Source organism: Saccharibacillus endophyticus, assembly GCF_013185185.1.
Taxonomy (GTDB): domain Bacteria; phylum Bacillota; class Bacilli; order Paenibacillales; family Paenibacillaceae; genus Saccharibacillus; species Saccharibacillus endophyticus.
The window spans coordinates 578463-600760 of record NZ_JAAZWE010000002.1 but is presented as its reverse complement, the minus strand read 5'-3'; the positions used below and the strand labels follow the sequence as shown (position 1 = coordinate 600760).

The 22298-nt window shown below is 50.6% G+C and carries 17 protein-coding genes; all 17 read left to right on the top strand.

The window, feature by feature from the left end:
- Positions 1-97 precede the first annotated feature (97 nt).
- The 17 genes from HRQ63_RS08605 (at position 98) to HRQ63_RS08525 (ending at position 22292) form a co-directional block, all read left to right on the top strand.
- On the top strand, positions 98-1678 hold the full coding sequence (locus tag HRQ63_RS08605; protein ID WP_172241964.1) for an ATP-binding cassette domain-containing protein: 1581 nt from the start codon (positions 98-100) through the stop codon (positions 1676-1678).
- On the top strand, positions 1675-2100 hold the full coding sequence (locus HRQ63_RS08600) for a helix-turn-helix domain-containing protein (RefSeq protein WP_172241961.1): 426 nt from the start codon (positions 1675-1677) through the stop codon (positions 2098-2100). The genes HRQ63_RS08605 and HRQ63_RS08600 overlap by 4 nt, the downstream gene beginning before the upstream one ends.
- 372 nt (positions 2101-2472) lie before the next feature.
- Positions 2473-3774 carry a radical SAM/SPASM domain-containing protein gene (locus tag HRQ63_RS08595; RefSeq protein WP_172241958.1) on the top strand — a complete coding sequence of 434 codons (1302 nt, stop codon included), beginning with the start codon at positions 2473-2475 and terminating at the stop codon, positions 3772-3774.
- Between the two features lie 14 nt (positions 3775-3788).
- A complete protein-coding gene (locus HRQ63_RS08590) occupies positions 3789-4070 on the top strand; it encodes a hypothetical protein (RefSeq protein ID WP_172241955.1) in 282 nt (93 codons plus the stop codon).
- Entirely contained in the window at positions 4067-4756 is a 690-nt protein-coding gene (locus tag HRQ63_RS08585; RefSeq protein ID WP_172241952.1) for a S24/S26 family peptidase, read from the top strand. Before HRQ63_RS08590 ends, HRQ63_RS08585 begins: the two co-directional genes overlap by 4 nt.
- A gap of 414 nt (positions 4757-5170) precedes the next feature.
- On the top strand, positions 5171-6187 hold the full coding sequence (gene pheS / locus HRQ63_RS08580) for a phenylalanine--tRNA ligase subunit alpha (RefSeq protein WP_172241949.1): 1017 nt from the start codon (positions 5171-5173) through the stop codon (positions 6185-6187).
- 66 nt (positions 6188-6253) lie between these two features.
- Positions 6254-8683 carry a phenylalanine--tRNA ligase subunit beta gene (pheT, locus tag HRQ63_RS08575; protein WP_172241946.1) on the top strand — a complete coding sequence of 810 codons (2430 nt, stop codon included), beginning with the start codon at positions 6254-6256 and terminating at the stop codon, positions 8681-8683.
- 378 nt (positions 8684-9061) lie between these two features.
- Positions 9062-13210 (top strand): cell division protein ZapA, encoded by a 4149-nt coding sequence (gene zapA, locus HRQ63_RS08570; RefSeq protein ID WP_172241943.1) that lies wholly within the window; start codon positions 9062-9064, stop codon positions 13208-13210.
- A gap of 8 nt (positions 13211-13218) precedes the next feature.
- Positions 13219-14319 (top strand): GGDEF domain-containing protein, encoded by a 1101-nt coding sequence (locus HRQ63_RS08565; protein WP_172241940.1) that lies wholly within the window; start codon positions 13219-13221, stop codon positions 14317-14319.
- A 187-nt stretch (positions 14320-14506) separates the two neighbouring features.
- On the top strand, positions 14507-16870 hold the full coding sequence (locus HRQ63_RS08560) for an endonuclease MutS2 (protein WP_172241937.1): 2364 nt from the start codon (positions 14507-14509) through the stop codon (positions 16868-16870).
- Positions 16871-16895: 25 nt separating this feature from the next.
- Positions 16896-17315, top strand: coding sequence for a DUF350 domain-containing protein (locus tag HRQ63_RS08555; protein ID WP_172241934.1), 420 nt, complete (start codon positions 16896-16898; stop codon positions 17313-17315).
- Between the two features lie 406 nt (positions 17316-17721).
- On the top strand, positions 17722-18222 hold the full coding sequence (locus HRQ63_RS08550) for an Lrp/AsnC family transcriptional regulator (protein ID WP_037283179.1): 501 nt from the start codon (positions 17722-17724) through the stop codon (positions 18220-18222).
- 79 nt (positions 18223-18301) lie between these two features.
- Positions 18302-19477 (top strand): aminotransferase class I/II-fold pyridoxal phosphate-dependent enzyme, encoded by a 1176-nt coding sequence (locus tag HRQ63_RS08545; RefSeq protein WP_172243411.1) that lies wholly within the window; start codon positions 18302-18304, stop codon positions 19475-19477.
- Between the two features lie 124 nt (positions 19478-19601).
- Positions 19602-19850: an aspartyl-phosphate phosphatase Spo0E family protein gene (locus HRQ63_RS08540; protein WP_229714284.1), complete on the top strand. Its 249-nt coding sequence runs from the start codon at positions 19602-19604 to the stop codon at positions 19848-19850.
- A 233-nt stretch (positions 19851-20083) separates the two neighbouring features.
- Complete coding sequence (locus HRQ63_RS08535) at positions 20084-20626, top strand: hypothetical protein (protein ID WP_172241931.1); 543 nt, start codon at positions 20084-20086, stop codon at positions 20624-20626.
- 50 nt (positions 20627-20676) lie between these two features.
- Positions 20677-21267, top strand: a complete 591-nt coding sequence (locus tag HRQ63_RS08530) for a cob(I)yrinic acid a,c-diamide adenosyltransferase (protein ID WP_172241928.1) — start codon at positions 20677-20679, stop codon at positions 21265-21267.
- A gap of 65 nt (positions 21268-21332) precedes the next feature.
- On the top strand, positions 21333-22292 hold the full coding sequence (locus tag HRQ63_RS08525; RefSeq protein ID WP_268239518.1) for an RluA family pseudouridine synthase: 960 nt from the start codon (positions 21333-21335) through the stop codon (positions 22290-22292).
- Positions 22293-22298 lie beyond the last annotated feature (6 nt).

Sequence of the window (22298 nt, the reverse complement as noted above, 5' to 3'; positions counted from 1 at the left end):
AATTCTTTTTGCGGCTATATTGTTCATCTTTTTTCAATCTAATATTGAAAAAAGATGAACTTAGTGTTAGATTATTTTTATCTAAGGGGGGATAAAAATGCGAGATCTAATCACTAGCAATAAGAAGTTTATAGGCATAACTTTATTATTGGTGATTATGGCTTCGATCACAGCTACGATTGTTCCAGTTCTTATTCAGTTTTTTTCGAAGCAAACTGACAAAATCGACGTTAGATTATTTGTTTTTGCAGTAATTGCTATGATTTTCTCTTTTCTAATACAATTTCTTCTTCTTATTTACCGACAAAATTATGCAGCTAAATTTAATACGCAACATCTATCATCGCTTATTAAAAAAATGTATAAGTTGAAATATGACCAATACAATAAATTTGAGCCTACATACTTGATAAATAGAATTTTCACTGCTGTCGATACACTCTATATTTTTTTAATAACCAGTTTTGAAAGTGTAATTCAAGCGATATTTCTTATATTGTTCTCTTTAATTCTTTCTTTTTCTATACATTGGTCGATAGCTACGATACTGCTCTTTTTAATTCCGATAAACTTTTTCGGGTTTCGATTTATTAATAATAGCTTGAAATCAAAAATGGAAGAATTACAATTTATGGGCGCTGTATCTAACAAGGATTTGGTAGCTACATTATCGAATGTTGACTATATTAAGCAAATTCCTGCATATCAGGACTTAGAAAAAGCCATTATACCTAAAATAGAAAAGTTGTATAAAGTTTTGTCTAAAACGAATAAATTTGCTCAGGGATCAAGTTCTATAATTGATTTCGTTAATCAAATTATTCAAAATATTTTGTATATTTCGGTTACTTATTGCATTATTCAGAAATGGCTTCCTATAAGCAGCATCATTATGATCGGAGTTATTTTTCCTTTATTTTTCAGTTCATTGAAAAAGTTAACGGAAGTAAACATCAATTTAAAATCCTTGGAGACGAGTAATGACTTTATTAAAAATGATTTAGAAGATCATGCTGAAAATGATGGGTTGATAAAAATTGAAAAAATCGAGAAAATAACTTTAAAAGATCCAGAGTTTCGAATCGAAGATTCTCGATTTAAATTTTTGATAAATGAAGTTTTATTAAAAAATCAAATTGTTTATGTACAAGGAGATTCAGGGTCAGGTAAATCATCTCTTTTAAAACTTTTAATTAAATTTAGAGAGAGTTCGGGAATTGAAATTAATGAAATTCCAATTCATTTAATAAATAATGCTTCTTTAAGGTCCAAAATCGGCTATATTTCTCAAAATACTACGATTTTATCAAGAACAATTGAAGAAAATATTGGATTTGGAAGACTGTTGACTCGAAAAGAAAAGGACATTATAGAAGAATCGAAAATATTAGAACCCATTTTTCAAACTAAAAAATGGAGTACCTTATTGACGGAAAATGGAGCGAATTTATCGGGAGGGGAAAAGCAACGAATCGCAATTGCTAGAATGCTAATTAAGGACGTTGATGTGTACATATTCGATGAAAGTACAAGCAGTATTGATGAAGTCTCGGCTAAATTTCTTTTTCAGTCTCTTACAAAGTTGTCCAATGGAAAAATAATGATTTATACTTCTCATGATAAAATGTTTAAATCCTATGCTACACATACAATTTTGATAGAAACGGTGAGAGAATGAAAACTTATTGGACGATCGAAGAAGTCGCTCAAGAATTAGGCGTTACGACCAGGACCATTAGAAATTATTTAAAATCAGGCGAACTTTCCGGCACAAAGATTGGAGGTCAATGGAGGTTCACAGTAGAAAACATTCGTAAATTGGTAGGCGCGAATAGTCCTCTTATTTCTTTCTCGGAAAATAAGGTAATAGATAATAACTATCAGGAAGTAATCATGGCTTTCAATCTTCCAATAAAGAGTGAAAAGGAGGGCTCCGATTACCGAAATTTGTTACTTGAACAATATAATGAAGTTTATTCTGGCGAAAACCGAAATTTTTACTATGAAATTGTTTCGCCTGAGTTAATTAGAATCATTTTATCAGGATCAGCAAAATATGTTTTAAATTTTGGAACATGGATCGAACAAAAATTGTATTGATTTTTTAAAGTTGAATATTATAAACCTTTATATTTTTTTGAAAGATAGAGTTAAAGCTAAGATTCGGCTTTAACTCTATTTTTTAATTCCAAATGTGATTTTTTTCATTTATACATAAAAAAATACAAGGTATTTTTAAGAAAAGGAGGTGATTTATGTGAAAGAGTATAGCAAGCCAGAAGTACTTATAATGTCAATTAAAGGTCAAGCAGCATGTGCATGCGCATGCGGTTTTGTGACAGGAGCAGGATCCGGTTAGAATTTTAAAAATTCATTTAAAAGATCCGCTTATTCTTAGACTTCTATATAGAAGAGTGAGCGGATTTTTAATTGTATTTTAGTTTCTACTCTTTAAGCAAAGGAGCAGTCGGAATGCAAAAAATTTCATTTCCTAAATTAGCTGTTTATAAAGAAAAGAAGGACTTTATCGTCCATAACTTTCAATTAAATAGTTGGGTAGTTTTTGACGAGGCTGAATATGAGATTGTATTTAAAATTATTTTTCAAAATTGCTCCGAACAAGATTTGATTTTTGAAGGATATGAGAAAAGCAAAGTCGTTCATATTTTGAACTTGCTTTTGCTTTACAAAATCGGATATATAGAAGAATCATCTAAAGAATATAAAGAGTATGAAGAATATAGGCAAGAGAATTTAGAATTTGAAAAACCAAATACTATGTATTTTATAACCACTTACAAATGCAACTTGAATTGTATATATTGTTACGCTGAAAGCAGTCCTGAACGTTCTACATGCGGAGATCTGAATACTGAAGAAGCAATGGACATGTTTAGGAGTGTTCAGGAACTTGGAGTCAAAACGGTTGTTTTCACAGGAGGAGAAGCATTTTTACGAAAAGACATTTTCAAATTGATAGAGTTTGTAAAAAGTTTGAAGATGAGAGCGAACGTCATAACAAATGGTTCTTTAATTCAAAATAAAAGTATTGCTAACAAACTAGCTTCTTTGGCAGATCTTATTACAATTAGCTTAGATTCAATGGATGCTACAGAGCATGACTTAAACAGAGGCAAAGGAACTTGGGAAAAAGCGAAAAAAGCAATTGATTTATTACTAGAAGAAAAGGCGAATTTGAAAATTAATCAAACTATTACAAAAAATAATTTAGACGCTTCCGAAAAAGTTTTTCGATTCGCTAGTTTAAATAATCTTCAAGTTAAAGTCATTTCGACTTCTTCGTTAGGGAGAGGGAAAGACTTTACTTTTAGTCAATCTTTAAATCGTTATGAAAGAATTAAATTAGATGAAGAATTATTTGATTTTAATAAACAAGCAGCCAATAAATCACCCATCAAACAATTTGAGCACAAAAAACATTGTGGGCATGGCGTAGGAGAGTTTTCCATAGATAGTGCAGGAAACATATATTTATGCAAGTTGTTACACGAAGATAAAATGCTGGCAGGCAATATCAAGAAGGATAATTTAAAAACTGTTTTTTACGAATCGGATTTATTTATGAAAGCAAAAAAACGAACAGTTCATAATATTGCCGGATGTAAAAACTGTACTTTTAAAGAACTGTGCGGAGGGGGATGCAGAGCTATTCAAGCATCTAACAACAAAGATTTGGATCAAACAGACCCACATGAATGTTTTCACATACGTAAGAATTTCAAAAAACAAATGTGGAATTATTTTAAAATTTGAAAGGCGGTTTATGTATGAACATGTATTCTTTGAATAATTCTATTTTTTCAAATGCTAACACTGAAGGTATTTTTATTCTATCGCCTGCTGGCGAAACATTAATTTTGAAAGATGAAGTTTCTTGTTTGATTTTTAAAGGATTTAAAGAAGAGGACACTCAATCCTTGGAACAGATTTTTGAAGTCGTACGTCATAATTTTAAAATATCGATTGAAGAAGAACAATTTCAAAAAGACATATCTGAATTTGTAGAAGTTTTAATTCAGCATCAAATAATTCAAGTGAAGAACCTATGATAAAAAAATTTGTTAAACAAGCTCTGTTTGCTGGAAAAGATGTCATGATAGAAGTTGAAGGAAATTGTATGGTACCAATTATTATGGAAGGAGAAAAAGTTTTAATACATTCAATAAAAAACGATGAACAAATCGAGGTAGGGGATATCGTTTTATTCGAAGATAAAGTTTTAAACAACTTAGTGCTTCATAGAGTGAATTATATATATGACGATCTTATTATAACAGCAGGAGATAACAATCCGTTTTTTGATCCTATTATGGATAAAAGAAAAGTTATTGGAAAAGTTGAATCCTTTGATAAAAAGATAGAGAAAAGCTCAGCAAACATAATCTACGTAATTAATTCTTCTTCGAATCAAATAAAAAAAGAAAACGTGTATTATACAGATCGTCCGAATGAAACGATTGATAAAATGAAAGCTTTAAATTATTCGATTGTTGTAATACATAGTCAAGCGAAATCTCACTTGTTCGAATCCGATGTTTCCAAACTGAATAAGATTGCTTATTTTTTCGGTTATGAATTTAGCAATGAATTAGACAATCACATTTTTAAATCTAAGGTTGATTCGGTTTTAAGAACAGAAATATTTCCTGACAAGACAGACTTGAGCAATCAAATTAAATCAGTAGAATTTTTGCATGCAAAACACAACATCGTACCTTTTTTGCATAGTAATTGACGTTATGCTTAAAATTTTAGTACAATATTTCAAGAACTATTTAAAATCTAACGCCGCGATGATGGAGAAGAGTAAGCAACGCCGCCGTACAGGGAAAAAATGCCGTGGATTGAGAGCATTTTTACGACAACGACGCTGCCGAAGTTCGCTCCGGAGCCGCTTTCTGAACGGGACGCCATGCGTTTTTCAGTAGGAAAGCCGGGTTGACGATCCGTTATTTTCGTCTCTGAGAGAAGTCCGGCCGCTGCGGCCGCAGGTTTCCCGTATGCCGATCATCGGCGGGAAAGCTTCTGAATTAGGGTGGTAACGCGATCTTTTCGTCCCTTGGGGCGGGAAGATCTTTTTGTTTTTCGGGTCTTTTTCATAAAAAAGCAACCATTATTACTCCCCGAGCGGGAAAGGAGTCTGCGGACGATGAGAGAACGTTTGGAACAACTGAAGGCCGAGGCGCTTGAGCATTTGAAAAGCGTGGCGGACGCGAAACAGCTCGACGAGCTGCGCGTGAAATACCAGGGCAAAAAAGGCAAGCTGACCGAGATTCTGCGCGGTATGGGCGGATTGTCGGCGGAAGAGCGTCCGGTGATCGGACAGCTCGCCAACGACGTGCGCGACGCGATCGATTCGGCAATCGGTGCGCATAACGAGCGTTTCGAGCGCGAAGAAACGGAACGCCGCCTCGCTTCCGAGACCATCGACGTGACGCTGCCGGGACGCAAAATGCCGCGCGGCGCCGTGCATCCGCTCACGCGCGTGATCGAGGAGATCGAACAGATCTTCATCGGCATGGGTTACCGGATCGCGGAAGGCCCGGAAGTCGAGACCGACTACCATAACTTCGAAGCGCTGAACCTGCCGAAGGATCACCCGGCGCGCGATATGCAGGATTCCTTCTATATTACGGAAGATCTGCTGATGCGTACCCAGACGTCCCCGGTTCAAGTTCGCACGATGGAAGCGATGAGCGGCGAAGTGCCGGTCAAAGTCATCTGCCCGGGCAAAGTGTACCGCCGCGACGACGACGACGCGACGCACTCTTTCCAGTTCAACCAGATCGAAGGACTCGTCATCGGCAAAAATATCCGCATGAGCGACCTGAAAGGCACGCTGCTTCATTTCATGCAGGAGCTGTTCGGCAGCGACACCCAAATCCGCATGCGTCCGAGCTTCTTCCCGTTTACGGAACCGAGTGCAGAAGTCGATGTGACCTACAAGAAAAAAGGCGCGACGGAAGCCGGATGGCTGGAAGTGCTCGGCTGCGGCATGGTGCACCCTCGCGTGCTGGAGATGAGCGGCTACGATCCGGAGAAATACAGCGGATTCGCGTTCGGTATCGGCGTGGAACGCATCGCGATGCTCAAATACGGCGTTGACGACATCCGTCATTTCTATAACAACGACGAACGCTTCCTGGAGCAGTTCGCGCGTCAATAGAGTTCGTTTTGCAGGAAAAAAGAAGATCAGATCAAGATCAAAACCAGATAAGGAAGTGAGCGGGCAGTGAAAGTATCGACGCAATGGTTATCCGAGTACGTGAATATCGACGGCGTGACGCCTGAAGAATTGGCAGAAAAAATCACGCGGTCCGGGATCGAAATCGACGAGATCGAACAGCGCAACCAAGGTGTAACAGGCGTCGTCGTCGGTTACGTGAAGCATAAAGAAAAGCACCCGGACGCGGACAAATTGAACGTGTGCACGGTCGACGTCGGCTCCGGCGAAGATCTGCAAATCGTATGCGGCGCGAAAAACGTGGACGCCGGTCAAAAAGTTCCCGTTGCCGTCGTAGGCGCGGTGCTTCCGGGCAACTTCAAGATCAAAAACGCCAAACTGCGCGGCGTCGCTTCGCAAGGCATGATCTGTTCGGCCAGCGAGCTGGGCATGAACGACAAGCTGCTGCCGAAAGACCAGCAGGAAGGGATTTTGGTTCTGCCGGAAAATACCGAACTCGGCCTGCCGATCACGCAAGTGCTGGGTCTGGACGATTCCGTGCTGGAATTCGACCTGACGCCCAACCGTTCTGACTGCCTGAGCATGATCGGCGCGGCTTACGAGACGGCGGCGATTCTGGGCCGCGACGTGAAGCTGCCTGCGATCGATCTGATCGAAGCCGGCGGTTCCGCTTCCGAAAAGGCTACCGTTACGATCGAAAACGGCGATCTGTGCTCGCACTACGCGATCCGTTACATCTCCGGCGTGAAGATCGGTCCTTCGCCGCAATGGATGCAAAACCGTCTGATGGCGGCTGGCGTTCGTCCGACGAACAACGTGGTCGATATTACGAACTACGTGATGCTGGAATGCGGACAGCCGCTGCACGCGTTCGATGCCGACAAGCTGGGCAAAGACATCGGCGTGCGTTCGGCTCGCGAAGGCGAAGTACTGACGACGCTCGACGGCCAGGAACGCAAACTTGATCCGTCGATGCTGCTGATCACGGGCAACGACCGTCCGGCGGCTTTGGCAGGCGTCATGGGCGGCTTGGAGACCGAAGTGACGGAATCGACCGTGAACATCGCGTTGGAATCGGCGAAATTCTCCGGTTCTTCGGTACGCAAGACCTCGAGAAAGCTGGGTCTTCGTTCGGAAGCCAGCCTGCGTTTCGAAAAAGAAGTCGATCCGTCTGCGGTGATTGCGGCACTGGATCGCGCAGCGCTGCTGCTGGCGCGCCATGCTAGCGGCTCGGTCGCGCACGGCATCGTCGAGCAGCGCAGCGGCCAAATTCAGGAGAAAAGAATTTCGCTGTCCCTCTCGAAGCTGAATGCCTACCTGGGCACGGACATTTCGATGCTGGAAGTGAAAGCGATCTTTGCGAGATTGAACTTCAAATGCGCGGACAGCGCGCAGGATATCATCGAAGTCCAGGTGCCGACACGCCGCGGCGATATTACGCGCGATGTGGACCTGATCGAAGAAGCAGCCCGTATCCACGGATACGATAATATTCCGACGACCGTGATCGAAGGGCCGACGACGCCGGGCGCGTACACGAAATCGCAGGCGGTTCGTTATTCGGTGCGCCGTACGCTGACGCACGGCGGATTCCACGAAGCGATTACGTATTCGTTCACCCGCCCGGAGAACACGCAACGTTTCACCGCCTTCTCGGCAGGTACTCATGCGGTTCCGCTGGCGATGCCGATGAGCGAAGATCGCAGCGTGCTGCGTACGAGCCTCGTGCCGCTGCTTTTGGAATCGGCGCAGTACAATCGCAACCGCAAAAACGCGAACTTATCCTTCTTCGAGATCGGAAAAGTCTTCCACGCCAGCGAGCAAAAAGTGACGGTGCAGCCCGTTGAACTGACCATGCTGGGGCTGCTGCTTACAGGCAATCGCGCAGACGGTACGGTCGGTGCGGCATCGCGCAAAGTGGACTTCTTCGACTTGAAGGGTGCGGTCGAAGCCGTATTGGACGAGCTGGGACTTCAAGCGGAATTCCGCGCCGACGCGCCGGACGGCTTCCATCCGGGACGTTCCGCGTCGCTCTATCTGACAAGCGCGCCAAGCAAACGGATCGGCGTGTTGGGACAACTGCATCCGCAGCTTCAACGAGATTACGATCTCGACGATACGTATGCGGCCGAGATTTGCCTGGACGAACTGTATGCAAGCGCGACGCCGGAGATCGAATACCGCGATCTGCCGCGTTATCCGTCCGCGCAGCGCGATATCGCCGTCGTCGTGGACCTGACGCTCGAAGCGGGCAAACTGATCGAAGTCGTGCGTCAATCCGCGGGCGAGCTGCTGGAAGACGTCAGCGTATTCGACGTCTACACGGGCGATCGCGTCGCTTCGGATAAGAAAAGCGTTGCGCTTGCTCTCACGTACCGTCATGCGGAACGTACGTTGACGGACGAAGAGGTCGCGGCGTCTCAGCAAAACGTTGTGACTCAGTTGGAGCAAACTTTCGCCGCGGAATTGAGAAAGTAAGCAGGTTCCGGCAGGAGAAGAGCAAAACCGCATCGAATTCTTTAGGAGTCCGGTCCGCCCTGCGGCCCGGAGCCTTGAAGAAGGATGCGGTTTTTGGCTGTACAAGCACGAAAAACCTCGTTTTCCGAAATCAGGATGCTCAAAGCCTTCCTATGCAACGATTTGATGAACAAAAAGCAACTTTCGGAACAAAAAAGCGTCATAACCCGATAGGGTTATGATCCGGCGGGACTGCCGAAAAGGACGATCCGCCGGAACTTTTTGAAAACGTTCAGCAGCGAACGGACGATTCGACGAAATCCGATAACGAAATCTAATAATGAAAAAAATCGATAAAAGAAACCTAAACATTTCAATGACGGAGAGGAGCGGGCGAAGATGGCTGAAGAACGGAAAACAGTCAGCGTGGAAATTTACGGGACGTCCTATAAAATTTTCGGAAGCAGCCAGGAGTATGTCAAACGGGTAGCCCATCTGGTCGACGAGCGCATGACGGCGATCGCGACCGGGCATCCGAGATTGGATACGGTACGAATCGCGGTGCTGGCCGCGGTCAATATGGCGGAAACGAATGTCATGAATCAGGATTTGCAAGGACGCTTGGACGAAGCTTCGGCGAAGTCGGAAGTGATTCTGGCAGAATTGGAAGAACTTCGCGAACAGCGCGAAGCGGATAAGCTGGCGGCGGAAGAGCTTCGCGCGGAAAATGTGCGATTGGCGGAAGCGCAAACCGAATTGGCCGCGCGCAACGAAGAAATCCAAAAAGCCAACGCGGAACTGGAACGGTTGAACGGACAGAAAAAGCAGTTGGAAAGCAAACTGGCCGAAGCGGAAAAATCCGGCGGCGAGACTCGGACGGCGCTCAAAAGCGTTAACGAGAAACTGGCTGCCGAACGCAAAACGAATGAAGGACTGTCCGGCGAATTGAAAAACGCTCGTTCGGAGCTGGGGCGCGGACAAACGGCGCTGGCCGAAAGCCGCAAGCAGATCTCCGAACTGGAAACGCAGGGACAGGAATTGCGGCAGCGCTTGTCGGTCGGCGAATCCCGGCGCGCGGAGCTGGAATCGGAGTTGGGACTGCTGCGCGAAGAAGAAGACAACCTCCAAGCCGTGCGAAGCAAGCTGGAAGCCAGAGTGCAAGAGCTTGAGCAGTCGGAAACGCAGGCGGCTGAGCAAAACCGCAAGCTCGATGCCGAGCTGGAGGAGATGCGTTCGCGAGGACAGGAGCTGCAAAAGCAGCTCGAGCAAGCCGAAACGCGGACTTCGGAGCTGGAAGGATCGCTGCGCGAATCGGCCGGGCTTCGCGAGAAGCTTGAAGCCCGCGTGAACGAACTGGAAGAAAGCGAGAGCGTCTGGAGCGAGGAACATGCCCGTTTGGAATCGGAACTGAGCGAGACCCGAAACCGCGAGCAGGAGTTGTCCGAGCGTTACGAAGACGCTCGCGCCAAGCTTCAGGAACTGCGCGAGCGGGAAGCGGAAGAGGAAGCGCGCCGCGGCGAGTTGGAAGCCGGACTTTCGGAACTGCAGGAAACGGAGCGGGAACTGAGGGAAGAGCAGGAACGTTTGCGTCTGGAGATCGGGCAGCAGCGCCAAGCGCACGAGCAGTTGGAGCTTCGGACGAACGAGTTGGCCGAGACCGAAGCCGCTCTGGCGAAAGAAAACGCCGGCCTGTCGGCGAAGTTGGTTGCGTGGGAAGAACAGGAACGCGTTTGGAACGACGAAAAAAACACGTTCGAATCGCTGCTTGAAGAAGCGGAAACTTCCCGTTCGGAACTCAAAGAAAGTTTGGCCGAACGCGAAGAAGAAGCCGGTCGTCTGGGCAGCGAACTGCAAACGCTGGGCGAAGTCAATACGCGCCTTGCCGCCGAGCTTGAGGAAGCCTCCGGCGAGAAAGCCCGTTTGGAAAACGAATTGGAGATCGTTTCGGCGGAGAAACAGCGTCTTCAAAGCGAACTGGAAGCCGTGGATGCGGAGAAACAGCGGATTCAAGGCGAATTGGAAGCGGCGGATGCGGAGAAGCAGCATCTCATTCTTGAAGGGAATGCTTTGTCCGCGGACAAAATTCGTCTGGAAACGGAATTGGGTGCCGCCAACGAGCAGGCGACCTCTTTGGAGCAGGCGCTCCGAAACGCGACGGACGAGAAAGGTCTGCTTGAACGGCAAGCGGAAGCGCTCAGCGGCGAAAAGCAGGTTCTTGAAAGCCGCCTACAAGCGTTATCGACCGAAAAAGACGAGCTGGAAAGCGAATGGATGTCGCTGAGCGAAGCCAAAGAAGCTTTGAAGGCCGAGCTGGAAGCATCCAAAGCGGAAATCATTCGTTCGGAAAGCCGGTCAAGCGACCTGTCGAACGAAAAATCCGATTTGGAACTCCGGTTGTCCGAGCTGCATAAGCAGCTGGCCGAAGCCGAGGAAGCAGGCTCGGCGCTTCGCGTTCGTTTGGACGAATACGGTCTGGCCGAACAGGAGTGGGCGTCGCGGCGCGAGGCGCAGGAACGCGAAGCGGCCGAACGCGCATCGCGGATCGCGGAACTGGAAAGCAGGCTTGCCGAGGCGCAGGCGCGCGGCTCCGAGCTTGAAGCGGAGCGCGCGGGTCTGGAAGCGCGCGTCGGCGAGCTGGTCGGCAGCGAGGAATATCTGACCGGCGAAGCGGTCCGCCTGGAAGAAGAGCTGAACGAGCTGATCGGGCGCGAACGCGCGCTGGATAGCGAGCTGCGGCAGCAAAACCAGGCGGCGGGCGAGCTTCGGGCCCGTATCGGCGAGCTTGAAAGCGAGCGGGACGCGTTGGGCGAACAGCTGCGCGGCGAGCGCGAAACGTCCGGACGCCTTGCGGAAGCGCAGGACGAGCTGGAGCTGCGGTTGTCGGCGCTGAATGAAAGCGCCGAAGCGTTGGCGGCCGAGAAGCGGACGTTGGAAGCCGAACTGGCGGCGGCCCGCATCGAAACGGGAGCGTTGGTCGAGGCTCAAAACGCATTGGAGCGGCGCCTGGAAGAATCCGCGGGATTCGTCGAAGCGCTTCGCGGCGAGAAGCAGGAACTGGAAGCGGAATTGGCTGCGCGGAGCGAAGAGTTGAGCGCGACGCGAAGCTCGCTGGAAGAACGCATCCGCGAGCTGAACGGCAGCGAAGAGTATTTGACCGGCGAGACGATTCGCCTGGAAGAAGTCAAATCCCGTCTGGAATCCGAGCTGTCCGAAGCGCGGCAAAGCCTTGAATCGCTGGAAGAATCGCGAGCTCAAGCAACTTCGGAACTTGCGGTGCTGCACGAGCGGATCGATGTTTCCGCGGCCGAGCGGGAATCGCTTGCCGGCCGATTGCATGAAGCGGAAACGCGCGAAAGCGAACTGGCGGAAGCCCGGGACGACGTTCGGCGGGAACTGGAACAGATTCGCGCCGAGCGCGATTCCGCCGTATGGCGAAACGGCGAACTGACCGCGGAAACCGATCAGCTGCGCGTAAGCTTGAGCGAACTGGAGCAGCGCTTGTCGGAACTGTCCGGCCGATTGGAAGACTATGCGCGCCGCGAAAGCGATTGGAACGTGGAACGCGAACGCCAAGAACGTTTGATCGGGGATCTGGAAGAGCAGGCGAACAGCCTGCGCGTTCAAAAAGAAGAATTGGAGAACGGCCTCGAAGCGTTGACGGCCGGCGAAGAAGAGCGCGCCCGGGAATATGCGCGGCTTGAAAACGAATTGTCGGCATCCCGCGAACGCGAAGCGGCGGCGGAGCTTCGGGAAAGCGATCTGGGCGAACAGCTCGAAAATCTGCGCCGCTCGGTCGATAGGTGGAGCGAACGGGCTTCCGGTCTTGAAGCGCAGATCGCCGGATTGGAAACCGAACTGCAAGCGGAACGCGACACGGCACGTCAGACTTCCCGAGCTTTGGAAGAAGCCGAGCGCGAAGCGCAAAGCCGTCTGGACGCCGAAACGCAGTGGCAGGAAGAACGCGAGAAGCTGTCCGCGCGCATGGCGGAGTTCGGCGGACGCGAAGCCTCGTGGCGGATCGAGACCGCGCGTCAGCGCCGCGAGTTGGAAGAGTTCAACGAGCGCGAGCGATTGTTGATCAAACAAAAGAATGCGGCAGAACGCAAGCTGGAAGAAGCTGCGGCACGCGAAGCGCAAAAAGGGAACGAGAATAGCGATCTGCGAAACGAACTTCTTGTCGCCGAGAAATCCGTCAAGGAGCTTGAAGGGCAGGCTCGTCGTTTGCAAGCCGAGTTGGAAGAGTTTAAGGAGCGCCGGCTTACGTGGGATGAAGAGAAGGCCCATCTTGAAGAACGGCTTTCCGCGTCCGAGAGCGGCGCATTAAGCGAAGATGCGCAGCGCGAAAGGCTGCAAAACGAACTGGGGCAGGTGACGGAGCAATATGAAGTTCTTTCTCATCAGCTTCGCATTCTTCATGTCGAACGCGAATTGGATAAAGACAAGCGCGAAGCGGCCGAACGGGAATATGCCCGGCTTCAGGAAGAGCATGCGGCCCTTCGCAAAGAATACAACGAATGGATGGAAATGCTGGAGCAGGAGCAGCGTTAGGGTGAGTCATGGGTAATGTCGATAACCTGAACCGGCAGATTCTTAACGCCTATTGGATTGTGGCCGCAATGGTGTTGGCTGTCGAAGTGAGCTATTTCTTCTCGGGGTACGGCAACGACGTGCAGCGTGACGTAGGCTTGCTTATCGGCAAAAGCCTGATGGTGTTATTGATTGCCGGACTGGGCGAAGTATTGTATGTAGGGCTGCGCCGTTACGGCAGGCAGGTCGTGGTCGGCGTCAGCTTGACGCTGGCTTACGTCAATTACTTGAATTTGGGCGTATACATGGAAAATGCGCCGGGCATACTTCTTATTCTCCCTATGTTCGTTCCGCTCATTTATTTCGACCGCAAGCTGATGGAGATGTTCGGGGCGTTGAATATCGCGATCTACACGGTATTTTATTTCACGGTAGAGCGCTTGTTTTACGAACGGAGCATCGAGGAGTTTTTGCTTACGGCGTTCATGTTGGTCGCCTCGTTGATTCTGGGACGCACGGTGCTGGTTCGCGCGATCGAGATCGGCAGGCAGGTCGAACAGTTGACGCAGTCCCAACAGGATATGATTATCGACAAAGTCGTTTCCCAGCGGATGCTGAAGACGGACGCTTTGACCCAGTTGTACAATCATGTCACGTTTTATGAGTATCTTGAAGATCTGGTCGATCAGAGCAAACGCAACGGACTGCAAATTCAGGTAGCGGTGTTCGATATCGACAACTTCAAAAAAATTAACGATACGTACGGTCATCTGATCGGCGATTTGGTGCTCAAAGAGGTCTCGATCCGAATCGGCATGAATATTTCGCTGAATGATTTTGCCGCCAGGTACGGAGGCGAAGAATTCGCGGTTATTTTTACTGAGAAAAGCATCGAGGAGTCGGCGGAGTATGCAGAGCGAATCCGTGCTGCCGTAGAAAGTGCCAACTATTCGTACATGGGCAACCACCCCGTTACGGTCAGCGTAGGATTATGCACTTACGAACCGGAGGATACGGCGGAAAAGATGTTCAGCAAAGCCGACGCTGCGTTGTATCGCGCCAAGCGCTCGGGCAAAAATCGAGTGGAGCAATACGAACCGGGCCGCGATATTGCTCAGCAGAGACGATAGAACATCTATTGAAAAAAACGCAGAATCGACAGGCCCTCCCCCAAATTCGGCGACGCCGAATCCGGGAGGGCTTTCGCCTGTCGGGAAACGTCTATGCCCGATCATGGTTTCGCTGCCGTGAATCCGCTATAATCAAGGGACGGAGCGCAAGTTCAGGCTCCAGAACCGATAAGGAGTTGTCACGTTCTTGAACGATAAAATATTCGAAATTTTACAATATGAACGCATATCAAGCGCACTGGCCGATCAGGCTCAGACGTCGCTCGGCAAAGAAGCCGCGCGCGCATTGAAGCCGGATACCGATCTGTCGTCGGTACAGAAGCTGCTTCAAGCGACACACGAAGCGTTTCACGTCGACCGTTTGAAGGGATCGCCGCCGTTCGGCGGCATTGTGGATATTCGTCCGGCCGTGCAGCGCGCGCGAATCGGCGGCATGCTGAACCCGCACGAGCTGCTCGGCATCGCGACTACGCTGTACGGTTCGCGCCGTCTGCGCCGGTTTATCCAGACTTTGCACGAGGAGCATCCGGTCGAGCTGCTGGACGGGCTTGCCGAGCTGATCTCGGAGCAAAAAGATCTGGAGCGTCTTATCAACTCGTGCATCGGCGAATCTGCGGAAGTGATGGATTCCGCCAGCCCGACGCTTGCCAATATCCGGCGCGAGCTGCGCGGCGGAGAATCTCGCATCCGCGAAAAGCTGGAGTCGATGATCCGTTCGTCCAGCGTAGCGAAAATGCTTCAGGATCAGTTGATCACGATCCGCGGCGACCGTTTCGTTATTCCGGTGAAGTCCGAGTACCGCTCGCACTTCGGCGGGATCGTGCACGACCAATCCAGTTCGGGCGCGACGATGTTCATCGAGCCGGAAGCGATCGTCGCGATGAACAACAAGCTGCGCGAGACGAGACTGCGCGAGATTCAGGAAGTGGAAATCATTCTGCAAAAGCTGACGGCTGCCGTCGGCGAACAGGCGGATCTGTTGGCGTACGACGTAGACGTGCTGGCGCAGTTGGACTTCATTTTTGCAAAAGGCCGTCTGGCCCACCGCATGAAGGCGACCGAACCGACGATGAACGACCGCGGTTATCTGCGTATTCGCAAAGGCCGTCATCCGCTTATCGACGCGAAGGCCGTCGTTCCGCTTGACGTCGAGCTGGGCGGAGAATTTTCCAGCATCATCGTGACCGGTCCGAATACGGGCGGCAAGACGGTCACGCTGAAAACGATCGGCCTGCTCAGCATGATGGCGATGTCCGGATTGTTCGTGCCTGCCGACGAAGGCTGCGAGCTGTGCGTATTCGACGCGATCTATGCCGATATCGGCGATGAACAGAGCATTGAGCAAAGTCTCAGTACGTTCTCCAGCCATATGACGAACATTATCCGCATTCTGAAAGACATGACGCCGAAAAGTCTGGTCCTGCTCGACGAGGTCGGCGCCGGTACGGACCCTGCGGAAGGTTCGGCGTTGGCGATCGCGATTTTGGAATATATTCACCAGTTCAACTGCCGCATGGTCGCCACGACCCATTACAGCGAGCTGAAAGCCTATGCATACGAGCGTGATGGCGTAATCAATGCAAGCATGGAATTCGACGTGGCAACGCTCAGCCCGACGTATCGACTGCTGGTCGGCGTACCGGGACGAAGCAACGCGTTCGCGATTGCGGAGCGTCTGGGGCTGCCGGGCAAAATCTTGAGCTTTGCCCGCGGCGAAGTTAAAGAAGAAGATCTGCGCGTCGAGAACATGATCAGCGCGCTGGAAGAAAATCGGCTTGGAGCGGAAGCAGAGCGCGAAGAAGCCGAGCGTCTGCGCCGCGAGATGGAAGAACTGCGTGCCCGGCATGAGCGCGAGCTGGAGAAGCAAGAAGCCCAACGCGAAGCAAGACTCGAAAAAGCCGAGAACGAAGCACGCGACATCATCGCCAAAGCGCGCAAGGAAGCCGATGAGGTTGTATCCGAGCTGCGCCGCCTGGCGATGGAGGAAGGGGCTTCGGTCAAGGAGCATAAGCTGATCGCGGCCCGCAGGCAGCTTGACGAAGCCGAACCTGAAGCTCGTGCGAAAAAGGTCAAAAAACCGACCGGAGCGAAAGCTTCGCAAAAAATCGGAGCAGGCGACGAAGTCATTTTATCGAACCTGGGGCAGCGCGGACACGTCATCGATCTGGATGGCAAAGAAGCGCTGGTACAGGTCGGCATCATGAAAATGAAGGTGTCGCTCGACTCGCTCGAACGCGTGCAAACGTCTCCGGTCACCGCTCCGAAGCAGAAGCCGGTTACCGCGGTCAAGCGTACCAAAGACGACAGCGTGCGATCCGAGTTGGATCTGCGCGGCACGAATCTGGAAGAGGCATTGATCGAGACCGATCGCTTCCTCGATGAGGCATTTTTATCGAATATGGGTCAAGTATATTTGATTCACGGCAAAGGAACGGGCATTTTGCGTACGGGTATCCAAGAGCATTTGCGCCGCCACAAACTCGTTAAATCATATCGGTTGGGCAACTACGGCGAGGGCGGCAACGGCGTAACCGTGGCTGAACTCAACTAACGGAAGGAACGAGGTCTCAAACTCAATGAACACGTTTATCGATCCGTTGTTGGCCACTCCGATGGGAGCAGCCGTCGCTTATTTTTCCGTAGCCGTTCTGGAACTGGTCGTTTTTCTGTCTATTTTCGAATGGGTGACCCGTTACAAATGCTGGGACGAGATCCGTAAAGGGAATCTGGCGGTCGCGATGGCGACCGGCGGCAAGGTGTTCGGGATCTGCAATATTTTGCGTTTTTGCATCGAGTCGGGTTCGACGATTTACGAAAGCATGCTATGGTCGCTGGTCGGCTTCGTGCTGCTGCTTCTGGCTTACTTCCTTTTCGAATTCGTGACGCCGTTTTTCAAGGTGGATGAGGAGATCGGAAAGGATAACAGGGCGGTGGGCTTGATTTCGATGATCTTGTCGGTGTCGCTTTCCTACGTCATCGGGGTTTCGGTCCTTTGATCGGACTTCCTGCGGATGTGGCGCACTGGAGGCGCTGCGGGGGATGATTCGTTTCGGTCGCGTGTTGCAGTCGGGAAGCTAGATTATATTCAAGTGGAGGCTTCCCGACTGCAAAGGCGAACGCTTCGCTCCTGCACTGAATCATCCCCCTCCGCTACTGCGGCGTAAATCCTTAGGAACCTCTCAAAAGCTAAACCCCCGCTTCCGTCGGAAGCGGGGGTTTTTGGGTAGGGAAAAGAAGCGAAAAATCCGCTTGAAGCGCTTTTTGGGGTAGGGGCGGTATGCTTGAATTGGGCGGGGACGGTGGCGGAGGGGCATTTTTTGGGGTAAGATGGGGTACAACAAAGCAAGTCGAAGCTGACTCAAGAAGTCACTTATCAAGCGAAATCATCTGGAGGCATGCGTAGTGAAGGAAACGAACAAGCTGAAGCTGGATATTCTCGAATTGTTGGAAGAAGACGCGCGGCGGACGCACGGGCTGCTGGCGACGATGCTTAACGTGTCGGAAGAAGAAGTTCGCGAAGCGGTCGCGGAGCTGGAGCAGGATCACGTGATCGTGAAGTACGCGACGGTCGTGAACGAAAGCAAGGTCAACGACGAGAAGGTGACCGCGCTGATCGAAGTACAGATTACGCCGGAGCGCGGACGCGGCTTTGAAGGAATTGCGGAGCGCATTTACCTGTACCCGCAAGTAAAGGCCGTGTTCCTGATGTCGGGCGCTTACGATTTGCTCGTCGAAGTGGAAGGCCTCAGCCTGAAAGAAGTCGCGAGCTTCGTTTCGGACAAGCTGTCGCCGATCGAATCCGTACTGTCGACCAAAACGCATTTCATTCTCAAAAAATACAAGCAAAACGGGATCATTTTCGAAGAGCATGAAGAAGATCGCCGTCTGCTGATCTCGCCGTAAAGGATGCGAAACGATGATTACTAACCGGGAATTGAACGTAAACGGAACGCAGCAGCCTTCGGACTCCGAACATGGCTCGATGGAACGTTATTTGTCGCCGCTGGTGCGCGATATCAAGCCTTCGGGCATCCGCAAGTTTTTCGATCTGGTGAGCGCGAGCAAGGATATCATCACGCTCGGCGTAGGCGAACCGGACTTCGTCACGCCTTGGCATGTGCGCGAAGCTTGCGTATATTCATTGGAGCGCGGTTATACCCGGTACACGTCGAACGCCGGCATGCCGGAGCTACGCGAAGCGATCTCGTCTTATTTGGACAGTTCGTTCGGAACGTCCTATGATCCGGAAAAAGAGGTGCTGGTCACGGTAGGCGGCAGCGAAGCCATCGACCTCGCACTGCGCGCCTTGATTCGTCCGGGCGACGAGGTACTCGTGCCTGAGCCTTGCTATATCTCGTATTCTCCGATCACGTCGATCGGAGGCGGGATTCCGGTCGGGATCGAGACATTTGCGAAAGACGGATTCAAGCTGACCGCCGAAGCGCTGGAAGCCAGCATCACGCCGAAGTCCAAAGTGTTGATTCTGTGTTATCCAAGCAATCCGACAGGCGCGACCATGACGGCCGAAGATTGGCTGCCGATCGCAAAGGTCGTGGAAAAGCACGATCTAATCGTAATCTCCGACGAAATTTATGCCGAACTAAGCTACGGAGCGGGCAAGCATGCGAGCTTTGCTGCTGCACCCGGGATGAAGGACCGGACGATTCTAGTCAGCGGTTTCTCCAAAGCGTTCGCGATGACCGGCTGGCGGATGGGCTATGCTTGCGGACACCCCGAGCTGATCTCCGCCATGTTGAAAATCCACCAATATACCGTGATGTGCGCGCCGGTTATGGGTCAGGTTGCGGCTTTGGAAGCTTTGACTAACGGTTTGGGCGAAAAGAATAAGATGGTCGAGTCGTATAACCGTCGTCGTCGCCTCGTTGTACAAGGACTGCGCGACGCAGGTCTGGAGTGCCACGAACCGGAAGGCGCGTTCTACGCGTTCCCGAGTATCCAGTCTACAGGCTTGACCTCGGAAAACTTCGCGCAGCGGCTGTTGGTCGAAAATAAGGTTGCGGCTGTTCCGGGCAGCGTGTTTGGTCTCGGCGGCGAAGGCTTCCTGCGCTGCTCTTATGCAACTTCGGTAGCCCAATTGAACGAAGCGCTGGACCGAATCGGGCAATTTGTTCATAAAGTAAAGCGCGAAGGCGCATAAAGGTATTATTTGGGTAAAAAACGGAAAAGGTGAGTAAAACCTCCTTCTTGAAGAAGTTGCTTTTGTTGGAATCCTTCTATATAATGGGGACTCGAACAGGTAACTTTTTCAAGGGGGAATTTTTTTGTCTGCCGCTTCGTTCCAAAAGCCGAGGTATGAACAAGGCGATGCACCGTCACGTGTACAACGCAATGCTCAGGCTTTCGGCGCAATGGCGGAACGCGAACTTTTCCTGCAGGAGGAGATTCGGGTTTTGCGCGCCCAGATGGAAGAAACGTTCGGACGTGAACAATCGTTCACCGCTGCGACCGTTGTCGAAATCAGCAGCCGGCTGGATCTGAAGATCAACGAATATATGCTGCTCGTACGTTGACTGAAGAGGTTGGCGTATGATCCCGCTCCAACATACTTATTCCAAATCCATTTGCATACCGGCCAGAGAGGAAGAGACTTCGCATCGAAGCTCTTCCTTTTTTTGTTCAGCCCAAGCTGCTAAAGTGCCAGAAATGCTTGCAGGCGGTCAGGTATGATATATTGGTTAAGACACACTTTTTATGGCGTGCATGCGCATGAGTGACGAAAGGAATTGTCCAAGGAGGAATACGAGTGAAGCGGAAAAAGGCGGGAATCTGGCTGCTGCTGATCGCGACGATCATGCTGTTGGCCGGGTGTGGTAAAGAAGACGGCGTTTTGATCTTTATGTCGGATAAAGGATCGTCGAGCCGGGAAGGCATTGATGTCATTCAGGAAAAGCTGACGGCCGAAACGCCGGATCTGAAAGCGGAATTCAACTATTCGCCGCTGTTTGATCTGCAAAAAGTGCTGGTTGAGTACGCGGCAGGAGGTAATTCGATCGTGATCCTTCCGAGGGAAACGGTTGAACTTTACGGCAAAGACGGGGCGCATATCGTGCTCGACGACTATTTCGACCAAACGGATTATCCGGACGGCGTTTTCGAAAGCGGCGTTTTGAAAGACGGGGAAAAAGACGCGGTTCAAGAAAAGCACCTTTTCGGGATTCCGGTCAAGGATATGAAGATGTTCCAGGATGCGGGCTATGTGCCTGAAGATATGCTGGCTTGCGTTCTGGTCAATGCACCGAATAAGGACGCGGCGGTAAAAGTATTGCAAAAGCTGGCGGAAGGTTAAACCGTTTTGCGAAGCATCCAAAAAGCAAAGCCGGAGGGGAGGACGCGGATATGCGCATTTACACGAAAACGGGAGATCGCGGTCAAACGTCCGTAATCGGAGGACGCGTACGCAAAGACGACGCTCAAGTGGAAGCTTACGGCACGATCGACGAATTGAACAGCTTTGTCGGCCAGGCTGCGTCGCTTCTTCAGGATGACCGTTTCAAGGATCTGCGCGAACAACTGGCCGTCGTCGGTCAGGAATTGTTCGATTGCGGCTCGGATCTGGCTTATACGCCGGCGACGCAGCAAGCGTACAAGACCCATGCGGCGATGACCGAGCGTTTGGAACTGTGGATTGACCGATTGGAAGCGGATAATCCGCCGCTGGAACGTTTCATTCTTCCGGGAGGCAGCCCGCCTGCGGCAGCATTACACATTTGCCGCACCGTGTGCAGGCGTGCGGAGCGTCGGGTCGTGGCGTTAACGGACACGGCCGAAGTGAATCCGGAAGTGCTCAAGTACCTGAACCGGTTGTCCGATTACTTTTTCAGCGCGGCACGCGCCGCCAATCTCAAGCTTAGAGTGGACGACGTCGAATACGTGCGCAGTGCCCGCGTGTTTTCCGACGATAAAAATGAACAAGAGCAGGGTGAATAGAGATCGAACCGTATGATTTTCCGAGAGAAAAAGGGATAGAGCCGCAGCATGGTTATTATGATCCCATTGTGTATACCGTAACGGCGCGCGAACAGGGCTGGACGCTCAAGACGTTGATGAGCACCCGTCTCGGCGTATCGCGCAAGTTGACCTCGCGGCTGAAAATGACCGAACGGGGCATTACGCTTAACGGCGAACGGGTGTACATCAGCGTGCGCGTACAGGAAGGCGATATAGTCGAACTTCGTATGGAGCGGGAAGAATCGGATGATATTTTGCCGGAAAAAATGCCGCTGGATATTCTGTACGAAGATCGGGATCTGCTGATCATCAATAAAGCGGCAGGCGTGATCGTGCATCCGACGCATGGCCATTACACGGGGACGCTGGCGAACGGCGTCGTGCAGCATTGGCGCGAACGCGGCGAGCAGGTGCGTTTTCGCCCCGTGCATCGCTTGGATCGCGAGACGTCGGGCGTGCTGGCCATTGCCAAAAATCCGTACGTGCACCAGCATATTTCCGAACAGATGATTGCAGGAACCGTGGACAAAATGTACCGCGCGTTCGTGCATGGCTGCCCGCAGCCGGAAAGCGGCCGAATCGAAGGCGCGATCGACCGCGATCCCGAAAATCCGCATGTGCGGATCGTCACCGAGTCCGGCTATCCCGCCGCGACCCGTTACCGCACATTGGAGCAGTATGAGGCAGGTCGCGCGTCTCTCGTGCAGCTTGTATTGGAAAGCGGACGCACGCATCAAATCCGGGTGCACATGACGCATATCGGCTGTCCGTTGATCGGCGACGATATGTATAAATATGCGCCTGAAGCTCCGCTTACGCCAGACGAACGAAAGGCTTCGGAGCGGCTGGACGGTCTTCTTGGTCGTCAGGCTTTGCATGCATTCCGTCTGGCTTTCGTTCACCCCGGCACGAATGAGCGAATGACGTTCGAAGCCCCTTTGCCGCCTGACCTGGAAGAGTTAAAGCAGCGATTGCAAAACGATGAATCAAAGAAAGAGATGTGATTGACA